Origin of the sequence: Bradyrhizobium sp. AZCC 1721 (assembly GCF_036924715.1) — a bacterium.
Lineage (GTDB): Bacteria > Pseudomonadota > Alphaproteobacteria > Rhizobiales > Xanthobacteraceae > Bradyrhizobium.
On sequence record NZ_JAZHSB010000001.1, the window covers coordinates 3,342,870 to 3,359,498 of the forward strand.

The following is a 16,629-nucleotide window of genomic DNA, read 5'->3' on the forward strand; positions in this document are numbered from 1 at the left end:
TCTCCTTTATGACGATTGCTGACGTTCGGTACGGCGCGTGAGGCGGCGCGGCGAAGATTCCTTGAGAGACTTTCCACGTCCAGACAGGCTCGGATTCGTCATGAAATAGTTATGCAGGTTGAACGGCTCTTCGCCTTTCGCGGCCTTCATACGCGTTGAAGACCCATCCGGCAACAATTGCCAGCTCTGCTCGGTATCCTTCAGATTCGCGACCATGATTTGTTCGAGAACTTGCTGATGTACCGTGGGATTTTGCAATGGACAGAGGACTTCGACGCGGCGGTCGAGGTTCCGCGGCATCATGTCGGCGGACGAGATATACACAGCCGCCTTCGGCCCGGGCAGCCCTTGCCCCATACCAAAGCAGTAGATTCGGCCGTGCTCCAGGAAACGGCCGATCACCGATTTGACGCGGATATTGTCCGATAGCCCGGGCAGGCCGGGCCGCAGACAGCAGATGCCGCGCACCACCAGTTCGATCGACACGCCGGCCTGTGAGGCCTCGTAGAGCGCGTCGATGATGTCGGGGTCGACCAGCGAATTCATCTTCATCCAGATCGCGCCCGGCTTGCCGTGCCTTGCGTGATTGGTCTCGCCCTTGATGTGTTCGATGATGCGCTTGCGTAGCGTCAAAGGCGACACCGCCATCCGCTCGATGTCGCTCGGCTCCGCATAGCCGGTGATGTAGTTGAATACCCGCGCCGCGTCGCGGCCGATGATCGGGTCCGACGTGAAATAGGAAAGGTCGGTATAGATGCGCGCGGTGACCGGATGATAATTGCCGGTGCCGGTATGGACGTAGGTCGTCAGGTTACCGCCCTCGCGCCGCACCACCATCGACAGCTTGGCGTGCGTCTTCAGTTCGAGAAAGCCGTACACGACCTGCACGCCGGCGCGTTCGAGGTCGCGCGCCCAGCGGATATTGGCCTCCTCATCGAACCGCGCTTTCAGCTCGATCAGCGCGGTCACCGACTTGCCGGCTTCCGCGGCCTCGGCGAGCGCCCGCACAATCGGAGAATTGCTCGAGGTGCGGTAGAGCGTCTGCTTGATGGCAACGACGTCGGGGTCGCGGAGGGCTTGCTGCAGGAATTGCACGACGACGTCGAAGGATTCGTAAGGATGATGGACGATGAGGTCCTTTTGCCGGATCGCCGCGAAGATGTCCCCGGCGTGGTCGCGCACTCGCTCGGGATGGCGCGGCACATAAGGCACGAATTCGAGATCGGGACGGTCGAGCCGGGTGAGCTGCGACAGCTCGTTCATCGCCAGCACGCCGTCGACCAGAAACACCTCGTCGTCGGCGGCGGAAAGCGCCTGCTGCACGAAGGTGCGCAGCGCTTCCGGCATCTTGGCTTCTATCTCCAGCCGGATCACCGAACCGCGCCGCCGCCGCTTCAGCGCAGTCTCGAACACGCGGACCAGATCCTCGGCCTCTTCCTCAATTTCGAGTTCGGAGTCGCGGATGATGCGAAACGCGCCCTGGCCCTTGACGGTGTAACCGGGGAACAGGCGGCCGATGAACAGGCCGGTGGCCTGCTCCAGCGGGATCAGGTGCACTGCGCCGTCCTTGGGCATGCGGATGAAGCGGTCGATCTTGCCGGGCATGCGGATCAGCGCGTTCATCGCCTTGCCGTCGGAAGTCCGCAACAATTGCAGCGCGATGGTGAAGCCGAGGCTCGGGATGAACGGGAACGGGTGAGCGGGATCGATCGCCAGCGGCGTCAGCAGCGGGAAGATGCTGCGGAGGAAGTGATCCTCGAGCCAGCCGCGCTCCGCCTTGGTGAAGTCGTGGCCGTCGACCAGCATGATGCCGGCGTCCGACAGGGTGGTGCGCAGATCGCGCCAGATCGCCTGCTGATCGGAAGCCAGTTCCGAAACCGTCTTGTTGATGAGAGTGAGCTGCTCGGACGGCGTCAAGCCATCGGGGCTGCGCTCGGCGATGCCTTCACGGACCTGCGCCTTGATGCCGGCGACGCGAACCATGAAGAATTCATCAAGGTTATTGGCCGAAATCGACAGGAATCGCACCCGTTCCAGCAACGGATGGCCGGGATTGACCGATTCCTCGAGCACCCGGCGGTTGAAATGCAGCCAAGATAGCTCCCGATTGATGAATCGCTCCGGGCTCGTGACGATCGCGGACGGAGCTTCGGCAATCGGCTCTTTTTCTTTTATTTCAACGGCTTGTACCAATTCCATAAGGCTTTGATCCATCGCGAGCAAGGCAGGGCCGACTTTAGTGGCAGGGCCGACTTTAAGGGAAAGCGGCCCACAGCATGTGATACGCCGATGACGTTTCAATGACATTGATGTTCCGCGTACGGCCGGCGTCAAGGTGGCAGGACGCAGCAGGAGCTACCCGATCAGGCGTTGCGCAAGAGTTCGGCGGCCAGCGCCCGGGTGACCGGCCGGCCGAGCCGCAGCGCCTCGGTATCCAGGAGCTCGATCGCCTGGCGAGCAGCGGCATAGGACCGTTCGATTCGGGTGGCGAGGTAGCTCACCACCGTCTCGTCGATGCTCAATTGGCGGTCCGCGCAGAATTTGACGATCAGGCCACGAAACAACAGGTCATCCGGCGGCAATAGCGACACGAGGGGGGCGGCGCGCAGCCGCGACCGGAGATCGCGCAGCTCGATCTCGAACGCCGCCGGTGGAACGCGTCCCGTGATCAGGACGAACGCCCCGTCCTCGCGTGCCAGGTTCAGCAGATGAAACAAGGCGCGTTCGTCGAAGTCGGCAGGCCTCAGATCCTCGACCACCAGTGCCCCGGTGGCGAGTGCGCCGGGGACGGCAGCGGCGTTGAGCGCGTGGGCTGAGATCGAGCGCGCGCCCGCCTGTTCGGCCCAGATCGCGGCGAGATGGCTCTTGCCGGATCCCTCCGGCCCCGCCAGCAGCATGATGCGGTTCGGCCAGTCCGGCCAGCTTTCGATCAGCGAGAGTGCGGCTTCATTGGCCGGACCCTCGAGGAAATTGTCGCGCGTCAGGCTCTCCGCATGCGGCAGCGCAAAGGCAAGCTGACGAGGTTGAACGCGAACTACCACGCAAATCTCCAGGCCGGGATCTTCAGGCCTTCATAGCGCTTTCGAGCGAAAGCCTGTCCCGGACTTGATCCGGGCGGGCACGGCTTGCGAGAAAAAACGCGCAAAAACAAAAGAACAACCTAGCGCGCTTCGATCGTGCTCATGTGCCGCACCCATTCGACGAGATAGAGCGAGACGGAAACCAAAGTAAAGACCGTAACAAAACCCATCAGGATCACGTCATAGGGCGCCGGCTTGAAGTTGAAACCGAGCGACGCCAGCACCAGCGCCGCGAACGCCACCTGCGCCACCGTGTTGAGCTTCGACACCATCAGGGGCTTCATCGGGATCGGCTTGTCGAACAGCCATGACACGATCACGGCCGTCACGATCATGATGTCGCGCGACACCACGAGGATGACGAGCCAGCGCGGCACCGCACCCCAGATGCCGAGCGCCACGAAGATGGAAACCAGAAGTGCCTTGTCGGCAAGCGGGTCGAGCAGGGCGCCCAGTTCACTCGACATGTTGAAGCGCTTGGCGAGAAAGCCATCGACGGCGTCGCTGACCCCTGCAATGACGAAAATCGCAAACGCGATTTCCATCTGGCTGGAAACGATCGCCCAGACGATGACCGGCACCAGAATGATGCGCCCCAGCGTAATGATATTTGGAATGCTCAACTCGGTCGCTTCCCGGCTCCCGGCCTAAATCCGGCCCCTGGCGGGTACAGCCGGCTCTTATCTACATAGTATATGCGCCAAGCGCTTGCGAGCCATTGCAGGATCGCGGAATTCCTCGTAACCAGCCGTCATCATACTGGAATTTGGGCATGAACGACCGCAAAAACGGGCTGACTTACGCGGATTCGGGCGTCGATATCGATGCGGGCAACCGCCTGGTCGATCTCATCAAGCCGATGGTGCGCGCCACCGCCCGGGCTGGCGCCGATGCCGAAATCGGCGGTTTTGGCGGCTTGTTCGACCTCAAGGCGGCGGGTTTCAAGGATCCGGTGCTGGTGGCGGCGACCGACGGCGTCGGCACCAAGGTCAAGATCGCGATCGAGACCGGCCTGCATGGCGGTATCGGCATCGACCTGGTGGCAATGTCGGTCAACGACCTCGTCGTGCAGGGCGCGGAACCGTTGTTCTTCCTCGACTATTTCGCCTGTGGCAAGTTGGACCCCGACGCCGCGGCGGCCATCGTGGCAGGCGTCGCCGAGGGCTGCCGGGAGTCCGGCTGCGCCCTGATCGGCGGCGAGACCGCCGAGATGCCGGGGCTCTACAAGGACGGCGATTACGACCTCGCAGGCTTTGCGGTGGGGGCTGCCGAGCGCGGCACGCTGTTGCCGACCGCGGACATTGCCGTGGGCGACGCCGTGATCGGATTGGCCTCATCCGGTGTTCATTCCAACGGCTTTTCGCTAGTCCGCAAAATCGTCGCACAATCCCGCGTGGCTTTCGATGCGCCGGCGCCGTTCTCGCCGGTCATGACGCTGGGCGGCGCGCTGCTGACGCCGACGCGGCTCTATGTGAAATCCTGCCTGCGCGCGATCCGCGAAACCGGCGCGATCAAGGGGCTTGCCCATATCACCGGCGGCGGCTTCACCGACAACATCCCACGCGTGCTGCCAAAGCACCTCGGCGTCGGCATCGATCTGGCGCGGCTGCCGGTGCTGCCCGTGTTCAAATGGCTGGCGGAGCAGGGCGGCATCGCCGAACTCGAAATGCTGCGCACCTTCAACTGCGGCATCGGCATGGTCGCCATCGTCAAGCCGGATGCGGTCGAGAAGGTGACGGAGATCCTGACTGAAAGCGGCGAGACCGTCGCCTTGCTCGGCGAAGTGATCCCGGCTGCGAGCGAACATCGCGTGGCCTACAACGGCCATCTCGATCTCGCGCAATGAAGCGCCGGGTCGCCATCCTGATCTCGGGGCGTGGGTCGAACATGGCCGCGCTGATCGATGCGGCGAAGGCTGCGGATTTTCCGGCCGAGATCGTCGCCGTCATTTCCAACCGGGCCGATGCGCCTGGGCTCGCGAAGGCAGCTGCGAGCGGCATCCCGACACTGGTTGTCGAGAGCAAGCCGTTCGGCAAGGACCGCGCGGGCTTTGAGGCCGTCCTGCAGCGGGCGCTGGATGAAAAGCAGGTCGAACTGATCTGCCTCGGCGGATTCATGCGGCTGTTCACCGCCGAATTCGTGCAGCGCTGGTACGGAAAAATGCTCAACATCCATCCCTCGCTGCTACCATCCTTTCCGGGTCTCGATCCGCACGGTCAGGCGCTGCAGGCCGGGGTCAAGATCTCGGGCGCGACCGTGCACTTCGTGATTCCCGAAACCGACGCCGGCCCGATCGTGATGCAAGGCGCGGTGACGGTGGCCGACGACGATACGGCAGAGACGTTGTCGCAGCGCATTCTCGGCATCGAGCATCGCATCTACCCCGAGGCACTGCGCTTGCTTGCCAGCGGAAAGCTCCGCCTCGAAGGCGAGATCTGCAAGGTCGCCGACGGAGCCGACCGCGACGGCACCCTGATTTCGCCGCGGACGATCTGATATTATCCGCAAGGTGTGCGCGAACGAGCGCGGCGACCGCGCTCCGCTAAATCTATCGAGGTTTCCATGATCACGCTCTATGGCTCCGGGCCCAATTTCGGCCTTCCCGACGCAAGCCCGTTCGTGACCAAGGCCGAGACCTTGCTACGGATGTCGAAACTGCCGTTCAGAAAAGCGCCGATGAGCTTTTCGAAGGCGCCCAAAGGCAAAATTTCCTACATCGAGGACGACGGCCAATTGCTCGGCGATTCCACGCTGATCCGCTGGCATCTCGAAAAGAAATACGGCATCGATTTCGACCAGGGCCTCAGCGCTGAGCAGCTCGCCATCTCCTGGGCCTTCGAGAAGATGGCGGAGGATAATCTCTACTGGGCCAGCGTCTACTTCCGCTGGATGATCGAGGACAATTTCCGCAAAGGTCCGGTCAATTTCTTCAGGGGCGTGCCGGCGCCGGTCCGGCCGGTCGTGGTTTCGATGGTCCGCCGCCGCCTGCGCAAGACGCTGCACGGCCAGGGAATCGGCCGTCACTCCAAAGACGAGATCACCGCGATCGGGATCCGCTCGATCGACGCGATGGCGGCCTATCTCGGCGACAAGCCGTTTTTCATGGGTAGAGAGCCCGCCGGCATCGACGCCACGATGTTCGCCTTCGCGGTCTGTGCGATTTGTCCGCTGTTCGAGTCGGATTTGCAGCGGGCGGCCGCAAGCCATGCCAACCTGCGGCGCTATGTCGGCCGGATGACCGCGCGATTTTATCCGGAACTCAGCGAGATCGCCGGCTGCGGGGCGGCGGCCTGAATTCCAGGGCTGGGCGCAAACAAAATCCCCCGGCGAGGCCGGGGGCAATTTGCGTCGATGAAGTCTACGTGACCTTGAGGTTTTCCGCGGACGTCTTGCCGCGGTTTTCGACAAGGTCGTACTCGACGTGCTGGTTCTCGTTGAGAGTGGTGAGCCCCGCACGCTCGACGGCCGAGATGTGGACGAACACGTCCTTCTCGCCGACCGCCGGCTTGATGAACCCATACCCCTTGGTGGGGTTGAACCACTTGACGCTGCCCTTGTGCATCGCCATCGCCTGTCTCCAAGTTTGGTCTAGATACAAAAAAGACGCGGCCACGTTTTCCACGTGCCACGCCACAAACGGGCTTCCCGGTAGCTGCTAGATTTCCTGCTCGCGAAACGCACAGTCGAACGGCCTGAATCCGATTGCGCTTGGGATTGCAACACGAAATTTGGGCGTTCGCAAGGTTCTGGCGGGCTCCGGTAAATCGTCCTGGTGTCGCGGGCTGTGGCAGCCGAACCACAATCGCGCCTATTCGGCAGTGCGCCGATTGACCGTTTGCGCGAACTAGGGGCAAATCGTTACGGTTTATCGGCATTTGCGCATTTTTTCGGGCTGGCGCCTTCGCCCTCTGGAATGGACTACATGCGCGGCTCACGGCGGCCTTCGCGAGCATGGAGAATCGGAACCGGGCGCGCGCTTGCATGTCTGGCCGCGATTGCGTTCGCGCTCATCACCGCCATGTCCGCCGCCCACGCGCAATCGCCGACGTCCACGCCAACCCCGACACCCACGCCTTCGCCGACGCCTAGCCCGACTCTGACCATGATCAATTCGACGGTCTCATCAAGCGCGACACTGACCAATCTCGGCAGCAATTTCCTGGAACGGCTGGGCAGCCAGTCGAGCAATGGTTTCAACCGTCTGCAGCGGACCAATCCGGGCGGGGGCGGCGCCTCCGAGAGCACGGAAGCGCCGCGCTACCGGACCTGGTTCGAAGGCTACGGGAACTGGACCAAGAACGGCGCGGTCGGCGATTTCGTCGGCGACAGCAGAAAGACCTGGGGCGGCGTGGCCGGCATTGGCGCGCGCGTGATGTCGGGCGTCAATATCGGCTTCTCGGTCGACCAGAGCCGCTCGGCGATCGATATTCCGCTGGCGCTGCAATCGGCCACCATCGACCTGACTCAGCTCGGTTTCACGGCCTCCGTCGACAGCGGGCCGTGGACCTGGGCCAGCGCAGTCGTGCACGGCTTTGGCAACATCAATTCGCGCCGAGACACGGGGCTCGGGATTGCGACCGCCGGATACAATGCGCGGCTCGACGGCGTGTTGAGCGAGATCAGCTATTACTGGTCCAAGGACCAGGGACGCGTCGTGCCCAAGGCCGCGTTCGAATATGTCCGCGCGCGGACCGGATCGCTGCAGGAGATCGGCGGCCTCGATCCCGTGGCGGCAACGGGCGCCACCGTGGAGCGCGCGCGGCTGCTGATCGGCGCGGAGATCGGCCACTACTGGATCTTCGATGGCAAGATTTTCGACCTTTCAGGTTACGGCAAGTTCGTCGACAATGTCGTGCAGAATTTCTCCGACATCACGGTCACCCTTGGCGCCCAAAGCCTCACGCTGCAGGGCATCGGCGAGAGCCGGTATGGCGCCGACGCCGGCGCCTCGGCCTCGCTGAGCCTGACCAACACCGCGCGCCTCTACGTCAATTACGACGGAAAATTCCGCGCCGCGATGCAGTCGCACCAAGGCACGCTCGGGCTGGAATTGAAATGGTAGCGAGCTGTACTAGTTCGGCCCACCGCGCCATGCACGGCCGGGCCCGCCACTCGGGCGGCGGCTCGGATATTTCGCGCTCGTTCAAGTGATGACGATTACGATTGTCACATGTCAGGCTCTATCGGCTTATCGATCGCCTCGCCGCTCTCGGCCCAGTCCTTGAAGGCGCCGAGATTGTAGACATTGGGGTACCCCATATCCTTGAGCACCTTGCCGCCAAGCGCGGATCGTCCGCCGGACGCGCAATAGAGGATGACCGTCTTGTCCTTGGCAAAACTCTTGTCGTGGTAGGGCGTCTCGGGATCGGCGCGGAACTCCAGCATGCCGCGGGAGACATGGATGGCTCCTGCGACCTTGCCGCTCTTCTCCACTTCCGGCGCGTCACGCACATCGACGACGAGGGTGTTTCCTTTCGCAATCATTTCCTTGGCCTGCGCGGGCGTGATGCGCGGCACCGCTGCGTTGGCGGCTTCCATCATCTGTTTGACGCTGGTGGTCATAGTCATCTCCTCTTATGCTCGGTTGAAAGTCCTGGGTTGAAAAAATCTCTTCATCAGATTGCTCGACCGACCGTCATCGCCTTGCGAAAATCGGCGTCTGCGTCGATGAAGGCCGGCTCCGGGCCGGCGCCGACCGCATCGAAAAACCGCGCGACGAAACAGCGGAACGCGGCGCAGAGCGCGATGTCGCAGATCTGGACGTCGGTGAAGCCCACCGCCCGCAGCCGCTCGATGTCTTTCGCCGTCACGCGGGACGCGTCGCTTGCGATCGTCTCGGCATAGCGCAGCATTTCGACGTCCCGTTCGCTTAGTCGCGCCGAGGCGAAGTTGCGTCGCACGGCCATAACCGCTTCCTTCGAGCCGAGGTCAGCGAGAAGCTGCTTGCCGTACACGTGCGAGCAGTAGGTGGACGGCACCTGCTTTGCTGCGACGAATGTGATCAGCCGCCAGTCGCGCGGACTTAGCGAGAAGCCGGTGCGGATCTTGTCGGCGAACTCCTGGTAGATCGGCAGAAGATCCGGCCGCGCGGTCCAGCAGCGCGTCGCGGACATTACGAAGCCGCTCTGGGCTTTCTGCGCCGTGTAGAGCTCGGCGATGCGGCCTGTCGCCTCAGTTTCGTCAACCGTCTTGAGAAACATCCAAAATCTCCGTTCGTGAAACAATTTCCGCGGCCAGTGTCGCATAAAATCCGGCCGGTTCTGCCACGACGGACCGGCTATGGCCCGATCGACCGCATCGGGCGGGCCGGGAAAGCTCGCTTCAACCGAACCGGACGGTGAACTAAGGCCGGGCCAGCGTTGACACAATGATCGGGGCGCTCAGATTCTTTGCCGAGACGCCACGCACCGTTTAGTGATCCAGCCCTGGAGGCCAAATGGACGTTTTGTCCGAGGTTCTGCGCGTCATCCGTGTGTCGGGCGCCATTCATTTCAATGCCGAGTTTACGCGGCCATGGTCGGTCGTGACCTCCCCACCGGACTTGCTGGCTTCGCGGTTGATGCCGGGCGCGGAAGCGATCACGCTGTTTCATCTGGCAATGAACGCCGGCTGCTGGATCACATGCGGCAAGCTCGAACCGATCAGGATTGAGGCCGGCGACGTTCTGGTGTTTCCGCGCGGCGATCAGCACGTCATGACCAGCGACCCGGGGCTTGCTCCCGTCACGATTGCCAGCATCTTCCCCAAGGCGTCGGCCGAGCAGATCACCTGGGTGAAGCATGGCGGGGGCGGGGAGGAGACGCGCTTTGTTTGCGGCTACCTGCATTCCGACCAACGGTTCGGGCCGCTGCTCGATGCGATGCCGGCATTCATTTGCGTCCGCCTGCGCAATGGCAAGGTCATCCTCGACGCATTTTCTGATACCGCGCGCTATGCGGAGCCGGTCACGCTCGATCAGGAGGCCGGCTGGTGGCAGGCTGCGACCGGTCAGCTCATCGCCGAAGCGATGCGGCCAGGTCCCGGAAACCGCGCCATGCTCGCGCGCTTGTCCGAGCTGCTCTTCATGGAGGTGGTGCGCTGGCAGCTGATCCATGTCGCCGAGGGGCGTCGCGGCTGGCTGGCGGGCCTCAACGATCCCCATGTCGGCCGGGCGCTGACGCTGCTTCACGCCGAGCCGGCGCGGCCCTGGACCGTCGAGGAACTGGCAGACCGCGCGGCGATCTCGCGCGCCGCGCTGGGCAAGCGCTTCGTCGAGCTGGTCGGCGAGGCGCCGATGACGTATCTGGCCGGATGGCGGATGCACCTCGCCAGGCGACTGCTTCGCGATAGCAGCCTCAGCCTTGCCGAGATCGCTTCCCGTGTCGGCTACGAATCCGAAGCCGCCTTCAATCGCGCCTTCAGCCGCCTCGTCGGCGCGCCTCCCGGCACATGGCGGCAGAGCAAGGGGCTGTCGCAGGTCGGTGCATGAGGCGGCTGTGCCGCGATTCGATCGAAGGATGGCGCGGTGCGCAGCCGCAGAAGTGCGGTCTCGGAATCTCGATGCCGATCGTGACGCCGGTCGACGCTTCGGATCGGGAAGCCGCCCACCCGGCGGCCTACTTGAGCAGCATCCGGGAAACGTTCTCGGAAGTTGTTACTCACGTCCGATCGACCCGGACGACCCTGCCTTTTTCGATCGCAAGCGCCAGTCTGCCGTGCTTCAGTGCCAGCGCCGCTTCGCCGAACAATTCGCGGCGCCAGCCGTGGAGGGCAGCGACGTCGGCGTGGTCGTCGGCGGCGATCTGGTCGAGATCGTCGACGGTCGCGATCACCTTGCTGGCGACGGCGTGGCGCTCCGACGTCATCCGCAGCAGCACTTTCAGGAGCTCGACGGTCGCGGCGCCATTCGAACCGCCGCGCGGTTTTTCGATCTTCGGCAAGGTGGCGTGATCGCGGGCGAGGCCGCGCTGCACGGCGGCGATGATGTCGCTGCCCCATTTGGAGCGGTCAAAGCCCTTCGGCAACGAGCGCAGGCCGGCAAGGCGCTCGAGCGAGGTCGGGGCGTGGGTGGCGATGTCGCCGACTGCATCGTCCTTCAGCACGCGTGAGCGCGGCACGTCGCGGCTTTGCGCTTCCTGCTCGCGCCAGGCCGCGACTTCCATCAGCACGGCAAGCTCTTTCGGCTTCCGCACCCGTGTCTTCAGCCGCTCCCAGGCGCGCTCGGGGTGGAAATCGTAGGTCCTTGGCGAGGTCAGGACTTCCATCTCCTCGCTGACCCAGTCGCTGCGGCCGCGCTTCTTCAGGTCGGCATCGAGGGCGGCAAAGACGTCGCGCAAATGAGTGACGTCGGAGATCGCGTAATGCATCTGCTCCGGCGTCAGCGGCCGGCGCGACCAGTCGGTGAAGCGATGGGTCTTGTCCGGCCGGTGACCGGTGACGCGCTCGACGAGCTGGTCATAGGCGATGCTGTCGCCATAGCCCAGCACCATCGCCGCGACCTGCGTATCGAAGATCGGGTGCGGAATGGTGCCGGACTGGTGCCAGACGATCTCGATGTCCTGGCGGGCGGCGTGAAACACCTTCAGCACCGCCTCGTTGCCCATCAGGTCGAAGAACGGCTTGAGGTCGATGCCGGGCGCCAGCGTGTCGATCACGACGGCTTCGTCCGCGCTTGCCATCTGCACGACGCAGAGCAGGGGGTAGTACGTCGTTTCCCGCAGGAACTCGGTATCGACTGTGATGACCTTGTGTTGGGCGAGCCGGGAGCAGGCGGCGGCGAGGTCGGAAGTGGTGGTAATCAGATCCATGAACAATCCATGACGCGTCGGACAGGCGTTCTGCCGAAAACGCTGATATGTCAAGGGTGTCGCGGAGGATTTGAGCCTTGCATTTGAGCCTGAGCACGGCTTTTTTGCGTCGGCTTGAGGGCCGGACCCAGAACGTCATCGCCTGGCTTGACCGGGCGACCCAGTATCCCAGAGACGCTGGTGATTAATCGAGAGGCCGCGGCGTCCTGGATACCCGCCTTCGCGGTATGACGGTGCTGAAGTCGATCACTCGTAGCGCACGTGCCGCGGCCAGCGCCGGCCGGACGGGATCGCGAGCACGATGAGGCAGAGCGCAATCAGCACCATTCCCATGAATTCGAAAGCAAAGGCGTCCACGGCAATTCTCCCCTGATAAACCGATAGAATTGTGGGGAGCGCGTTGACCGTTTCTTAATTTTTGGAACCGGGAGTGGCCGCGCGTGCGCGGATGGTGGATGGGCGCTTAAGGATCGCGGTTAACGGGCGGGTGCGGCGCGAGGGGTACACGCTTCCAACTCCCACCAACGTTACATCTTCTCAACCTCTCGGCGCGCAGATTGCCGACCGCACGCTGGTGGACCAAGAGAACCTAACATGAAATGGCTTGGAATTGCCTTTGCCCTGATTCTCGGCGCTCTGGTGCTGTACGACATATCGTACCCCAGCCTGACGCTGCGATACCGTTTGGTGCTTGAGGCCGAGGTTGATGGCGAACCCAAGATTGGATCGAGCGTCGTCGAAGTCACCTACAGCAAGCAATCCAGATTCGCTGGTCAGAGTGATCTTGCAGGCAGTTACCGAGGGGAGGCCGTCGTCCTCGATCTCGGATCGCGCGGGACGCTGTTTGCGCTGCTGAACGCCGGCTCCGACAGTCGGTCGATGCCGGAGTCGATCATTCTGCGCGCGTTCAATTTCGACGGTGGCGCATTTCCCGGCCCCACGGTGGACGAGGGACTCAAAAAGCTTCGGCAATTGCCCGGCAAGCGCGAACTGCCGTTGACAAGCCTTCCGATGCTGGTTCGCTTTCGCGATCTCAACGATCCGATGACGGTAGAAAAAGTCGATCCGCTCGACATCAGCAAGAGCTTCGGCGGTGGCGCAAGGCTGGTGCGTGCCACACTCGAAATCGTGCCTGTAGGAATTTGGCCGCTCAATTCGTTCGGCATGACCGGCGAGCCGATAACGACGGGAGTCGAGAAGAGGCTCCCTTGGTTGATCGGGATGACGAGCAACATCGACGGGACGTCATCTACCTCGAGCACTGTCTTATCGAACGTGCTGCATGTGGGTGACTTCAAAGGGAGGTAGATCACCTATCGCGACGTCACGTCCCGCAAAACGTCCGCAGCACGCGCTGGTCGGGGAGCGGCGGCTCTGTGTAGGCCGCGAACTCCGGCTGATCCTCATACGGCTTCGACAGCACCGTCAGCAATTCCTCGAACGGCGCGTAGTCGTTGTTCACGGCCGCTGCGATCACGGCTTCGACGCGGTGGTTGCGTGCGATGAAAGCCGGATTCACCGCGCGCATCGCGGCCTGCCGTTCGGCGGCGGATTGCGGTTCGTCGGCGAGGCGCTGGCGCCAGCGTGCGGCCCACTCGTCGTAAGCGGCGGGATCGGTGAACTGATCGCGAACCTTGTTCTCGGCGGGATCGCCGGCGGCATCGGTGAGGCGTCGGAAGGTGAGGGTGAAATCGGCCGTGTTCTTCGCCATGGCGTCGAGCAGATCCTGGATCAAAGCTTCGTCGCCGTCGCGTTCGGTGAACAGGCCGATCTTTTTGCGCAGTCCGGCCTGATAGGTGGCAGTGAATTTCTCTGCGAATTCGCCGAGGATGAACTGCGCCTGTTCGATCGCCTTGTCCTGGTCGTCGGAGAACAGCCGCAGCAGGCATTCGGCGAGCCGCGTCAGATTCCACAGCGCGATGCGCGGCTGGTTGGCATAGGCGTAGCGACCCATCTCGTCGATCGACGAGAACACCTGCGCGGGGTTGTATTCGTCCATGAAGGCGCAGGGGCCGTAGTCGATGGTCTCGCCGGAGATCGAAGTGTTATCGGTGTTCATCACGCCATGGATGAAGCCGACCAGAAGCCAGCGCGCGACGAGATCGGCCTGGCGGGCGACGACGGCTTCGAGCAACGCATGATAGGGACGCTCGGCCTTCGCGACATCGGGATAGTGCCGCGCGATGACGTGGTCGGCGAGCGCCCGCACGCCCTCAGTGTCGCCGCGCGCAGCGAAAAACTGGAAGGTGCCGACACGGACATGGCTTGCGGCGACACGCGTGAGCACCGCGCCGGGCAGCATGGTCTCGCGCATCACGCCCTCGCCAGTGACGACGGCGGCGAGCGAACGGGTGGTGGGGATGCCGAGCGCAAACATCGCCTCACTGACGATGTATTCGCGCAAGACCGGCCCAAGCGCGGCGCGGCCGTCACCCCGGCGCGAAAATGGCGTAGGCCCGCTGCCCTTGAGCTGGATGTCGCGGCGGACGCCGTCCTTGTCGATGACCTCGCCGAGCAGGATGGCGCGGCCATCGCCGAGCTGGGGCACGAACTGGCCGAACTGGTGGCCGGCATAGACCATCGCGATCGGATCGGCGCCCTCAGGCACGCGCTTTCCGGCGAGGATTTCCGCGCCTTCCGAGCTCTCCAGCACATCTGGATCGAGGCCGAGCTGGATAGCCAACGCCCGGTTCAGCTTGATCAGCCTCGGGGCGGCGACCGGGGTAGGGGCCACACGGGCGAAAAAATTCGCCGGCAACGCCGAATAGGTGTTCTGGAACGGGAAATGAATGGTCATGACCTAAAGATAGGCGCAGCCCCGGAATAGGCAAACGGCCCGGATGCCGGCCTGCGAAATGGCCGTTTTTCAGCCGAAAACCGCCCCGCCATTGGTTGCCGCCCCCGGCTGCGTCGGGTAAACCCTCCGCAACTTCGGACTGGCTTTGGCCCCCGATTCTCAACCTCCGACATCTGTTTTTGGGACTTCCATGCATCGCTACCGGTCACATACATGCGGCGCGCTCCGTGAGAGCGACATCGGGCAGATCGCCCGTCTTTCCGGCTGGTGCCATCGCATCCGCGACCATGGCGGCGTGCTGTTCATCGATTTGCGCGACCATTACGGCATCACCCAATGCGTCGCCGACCCGGACTCGCCGGCGTTCAAGGAAGTGGAAAAGTTCCGCTCGGAATGGGTGGTGCGGATCGACGGTAAGGTGCGCCGCCGTCCCGAGGGGACCGACAATCCGGAACTGCCGACCGGCAGGGTCGAGGTTTACGTCAGCGAGATCGAGGTGCTGGGACCTGCCGGCGAGCTGCCGCTGCCGGTGTTCGGCGAGCAGGAATATCCCGAAGATATCAGGCTCAGGTACCGCTTCCTCGACCTCCGTCGCGAGAAGCTGCACCAGAACATCATGACCCGCGGCGCGATCGTCGATTCCATGCGCCGGCGGATGAAGGAGCAGGGCTTCTTCGAGTTCCAGACCCCGATCCTGACTGCGTCCTCGCCGGAAGGCGCGCGCGACTTTTTGGTGCCGTCGCGAATCCATCCGGGAAAATTCTACGCGCTGCCGCAGGCGCCGCAGCAGTACAAGCAGCTCCTGATGATGTCGGGCTTCGACCGCTACTTCCAGATCGCGCCGTGCTTCCGCGACGAGGATCCGCGCGCCGACCGCCTGCCGGGCGAGTTTTACCAGCTCGATGTCGAGATGAGCTTCGTCACGCAAGAAGATATTTTTGCGGCGATGGAGCCGGTTGTCACCGGTGTGTTCGAGGAGTTTGCCAAGGGCAAGCCGGTCACCAAAGGCTGGCCGCGGATTCCGTTTGCGGAAGCTCTGCGCAAATACGGCACCGACAAGCCGGACCTGCGCAACCCGATCGTGATGCAGGACGTCTCCGAGCATTTCCGCGGCTCCGGCTTCAAGGTGTTCGCGCGAATGCTGGAAGACCCGAAGAACCAGGTCTGGGCGATCCCCGGCACCGGCGGCGGCAGCCGCGCGTTCTGCGATCGCATGAATTCCTGGGCGCAAGGTGAAGGCCAGCCCGGCCTCGGTTACATCATGTGGCGCGAGGGCGGCGAGGGCGCGGGTCCGCTCGCCAACAACATCGGCGTGGAGCGGACGGCTGCGATCCGCGACCAGCTCGGCATGAAGGAGGGCGATGCCGCCTTCTTCGTCGCGGGCGATCCGGAAAAATTCTGGAAGTTTTCGGGCCTCGCTCGCACCAAGGTGGCCGAGGAGTTGAACCTGATCGACAAGGATCGGTTCGAACTCGCCTGGATCGTCGACTTCCCGATGTACGAGTACAACGAGGAAGACAAGAAGGTCGACTTCTCGCACAACCCGTTCTCGATGCCGCAAGGTGGACTGGACGCGCTCAACGGGCAGGACCCGCTGACCATCAAGGCGTTCCAGTACGACATCACCTGCAACGGCTACGAGATCGCCTCCGGCGGCATCCGCAACCACAAGCCGGAAGCGATGGTGAAGGCGTTCGAGATCGCGGGCTATGGCGAGAAGGACGTCGTCGAGCGCTTCGGCGGCATGTATCGCGCATTCCAGTACGGCGCCCCGCCGCATGGCGGCATGGCGGCCGGCGTCGACCGCATCGTGATGCTGCTGTGCGGAACCACGAACCTGCGCGAAATCTCGCTGTTCCCGATGAATCAGCAGGCCGTGGACCTCCTGATGGGCGCGCCATCGGAGGTCACGACCAAGCAGCTCCGCGAGCTCCACATCCGGCTCAACCTGCCGGATAAGGGATAG

The 16,629-nt window shown here is 63.2% G+C and carries 15 protein-coding genes; 7 read left to right on the forward strand and 8 right to left on the reverse strand.

Annotated features, from left to right (window positions below):
• Positions 1-6: 6 nt before the first annotated feature.
• From V1273_RS15850 to V1273_RS15860, 3 genes are all read right to left on the reverse strand, one after another.
• Positions 7-2,199: an RNA degradosome polyphosphate kinase gene (locus V1273_RS15850; protein WP_334410170.1), complete on the reverse strand. Its 2,193-nt coding sequence runs from the start codon at positions 2,197-2,199 to the stop codon at positions 7-9.
• 164 nt (positions 2,200-2,363) lie between these two features.
• Positions 2,364-3,041, reverse strand: a complete 678-nt coding sequence (locus V1273_RS15855) for a chromosomal replication initiator DnaA (protein WP_334368544.1) — start codon at positions 3,039-3,041, stop codon at positions 2,364-2,366.
• Between the two features lie 119 nt (positions 3,042-3,160).
• Positions 3,161-3,703, reverse strand: a complete 543-nt coding sequence (locus V1273_RS15860; protein ID WP_028346428.1) for a CDP-alcohol phosphatidyltransferase family protein — start codon at positions 3,701-3,703, stop codon at positions 3,161-3,163.
• A gap of 149 nt (positions 3,704-3,852) precedes the next feature.
• Between V1273_RS15860 and purM the strand changes: the two genes are divergently transcribed.
• The 3 genes from purM to V1273_RS15875 all read left to right on the forward strand — a co-directional run bounded on the left by purM (position 3,853) and on the right by V1273_RS15875 (position 6,374).
• On the forward strand, positions 3,853-4,926 hold the full coding sequence (gene purM, locus V1273_RS15865) for a phosphoribosylformylglycinamidine cyclo-ligase (RefSeq protein WP_334410171.1): 1,074 nt from the start codon (positions 3,853-3,855) through the stop codon (positions 4,924-4,926).
• On the forward strand, positions 4,923-5,576 hold the full coding sequence (gene purN, locus V1273_RS15870; protein ID WP_334368546.1) for a phosphoribosylglycinamide formyltransferase: 654 nt from the start codon (positions 4,923-4,925) through the stop codon (positions 5,574-5,576). The genes purM and purN overlap by 4 nt, the downstream gene beginning before the upstream one ends.
• Positions 5,577-5,642: 66 nt before the next feature.
• Complete coding sequence (locus V1273_RS15875) at positions 5,643-6,374, forward strand: glutathione S-transferase family protein (protein WP_334410172.1); 732 nt, start codon at positions 5,643-5,645, stop codon at positions 6,372-6,374.
• A gap of 64 nt (positions 6,375-6,438) precedes the next feature.
• On the opposite strand, the gene V1273_RS15880 is transcribed toward V1273_RS15875, so the two are convergent.
• The gene (locus V1273_RS15880) at positions 6,439-6,642 is read right to left on the reverse strand and encodes a cold-shock protein (protein ID WP_028346424.1); all 204 of its coding nucleotides are present in this window, start codon (positions 6,640-6,642) and stop codon (positions 6,439-6,441) included.
• A gap of 360 nt (positions 6,643-7,002) precedes the next feature.
• On the opposite strand from V1273_RS15880, the gene V1273_RS15885 reads away from it, so the two are divergent.
• Positions 7,003-8,142, forward strand: coding sequence for an autotransporter outer membrane beta-barrel domain-containing protein (locus tag V1273_RS15885; protein ID WP_334410173.1), 1,140 nt, complete (start codon positions 7,003-7,005; stop codon positions 8,140-8,142).
• A 104-nt stretch (positions 8,143-8,246) separates the two neighbouring features.
• Here V1273_RS15885 and V1273_RS15890 read toward each other — a convergent pair whose 3' ends face one another.
• A complete protein-coding gene (locus tag V1273_RS15890; protein WP_334410174.1) occupies positions 8,247-8,642 on the reverse strand; it encodes a rhodanese-like domain-containing protein in 396 nt (131 codons plus the stop codon).
• A gap of 53 nt (positions 8,643-8,695) precedes the next feature.
• A complete protein-coding gene (locus tag V1273_RS15895) occupies positions 8,696-9,280 on the reverse strand; it encodes a carboxymuconolactone decarboxylase family protein (protein ID WP_334410175.1) in 585 nt (194 codons plus the stop codon).
• Positions 9,281-9,516: 236 nt separating this feature from the next.
• Here V1273_RS15895 and V1273_RS15900 point away from each other — a divergent pair, with 236 nt between their 5' ends.
• Entirely contained in the window at positions 9,517-10,548 is a 1,032-nt protein-coding gene (locus V1273_RS15900) for an AraC family transcriptional regulator (RefSeq protein WP_334410176.1), read from the forward strand.
• 169 nt (positions 10,549-10,717) lie between these two features.
• Here the strand turns inward: V1273_RS15900 and rnd are convergent, their stop codons facing one another.
• Positions 10,718-11,866, reverse strand: coding sequence for a ribonuclease D (gene rnd, locus V1273_RS15905; RefSeq protein WP_334368552.1), 1,149 nt, complete (start codon positions 11,864-11,866; stop codon positions 10,718-10,720).
• A 687-nt stretch (positions 11,867-12,553) separates the two neighbouring features.
• On the opposite strand from rnd, the gene V1273_RS15910 reads away from it, so the two are divergent.
• Complete coding sequence (locus V1273_RS15910) at positions 12,554-13,174, forward strand: hypothetical protein (protein WP_334368553.1); 621 nt, start codon at positions 12,554-12,556, stop codon at positions 13,172-13,174.
• Positions 13,175-13,190: 16 nt separating this feature from the next.
• Here V1273_RS15910 and V1273_RS15915 read toward each other — a convergent pair whose 3' ends face one another.
• Positions 13,191-14,663, reverse strand: coding sequence for a protein adenylyltransferase SelO (locus V1273_RS15915; protein ID WP_334368554.1), 1,473 nt, complete (start codon positions 14,661-14,663; stop codon positions 13,191-13,193).
• Between the two features lie 190 nt (positions 14,664-14,853).
• Here V1273_RS15915 and aspS point away from each other — a divergent pair, with 190 nt between their 5' ends.
• Complete coding sequence (gene aspS / locus V1273_RS15920; protein WP_334368555.1) at positions 14,854-16,629, forward strand: aspartate--tRNA ligase; 1,776 nt, start codon at positions 14,854-14,856, stop codon at positions 16,627-16,629.

Excerpts from the sequence above, each read along its gene's own strand:
- V1273_RS15850 (WP_334410170.1), bottom strand. The coding sequence starts at position 2,199 with ATGGAATTGGTACAAGCCGTTGAAATAAAAGAAAAAGAGCCGATTGCC.
- purM (WP_334410171.1), top strand. The coding sequence starts at position 3,853 with ATGAACGACCGCAAAAACGGGCTGACTTACGCGGATTCGGGCGTCGAT.
- purN (WP_334368546.1), top strand. The coding sequence starts at position 4,923 with ATGAAGCGCCGGGTCGCCATCCTGATCTCGGGGCGTGGGTCGAACATG.
- V1273_RS15875 (WP_334410172.1), top strand. The coding sequence starts at position 5,643 with ATGATCACGCTCTATGGCTCCGGGCCCAATTTCGGCCTTCCCGACGCA.
- V1273_RS15880 (WP_028346424.1), bottom strand. The coding sequence starts at position 6,642 with ATGCACAAGGGCAGCGTCAAGTGGTTCAACCCCACCAAGGGGTATGGG.
- V1273_RS15885 (WP_334410173.1), top strand. The coding sequence starts at position 7,003 with ATGCGCGGCTCACGGCGGCCTTCGCGAGCATGGAGAATCGGAACCGGG.
- V1273_RS15890 (WP_334410174.1), bottom strand. The coding sequence starts at position 8,642 with ATGACCACCAGCGTCAAACAGATGATGGAAGCCGCCAACGCAGCGGTG.
- V1273_RS15895 (WP_334410175.1), bottom strand. The coding sequence starts at position 9,280 with ATGTTTCTCAAGACGGTTGACGAAACTGAGGCGACAGGCCGCATCGCC.
- V1273_RS15900 (WP_334410176.1), top strand. The coding sequence starts at position 9,517 with ATGGACGTTTTGTCCGAGGTTCTGCGCGTCATCCGTGTGTCGGGCGCC.
- rnd (WP_334368552.1), bottom strand. The coding sequence starts at position 11,866 with ATGGATCTGATTACCACCACTTCCGACCTCGCCGCCGCCTGCTCCCGG.
- V1273_RS15915 (WP_334368554.1), bottom strand. The coding sequence starts at position 14,663 with ATGACCATTCATTTCCCGTTCCAGAACACCTATTCGGCGTTGCCGGCG.
- aspS (WP_334368555.1), top strand. The coding sequence starts at position 14,854 with ATGCATCGCTACCGGTCACATACATGCGGCGCGCTCCGTGAGAGCGAC.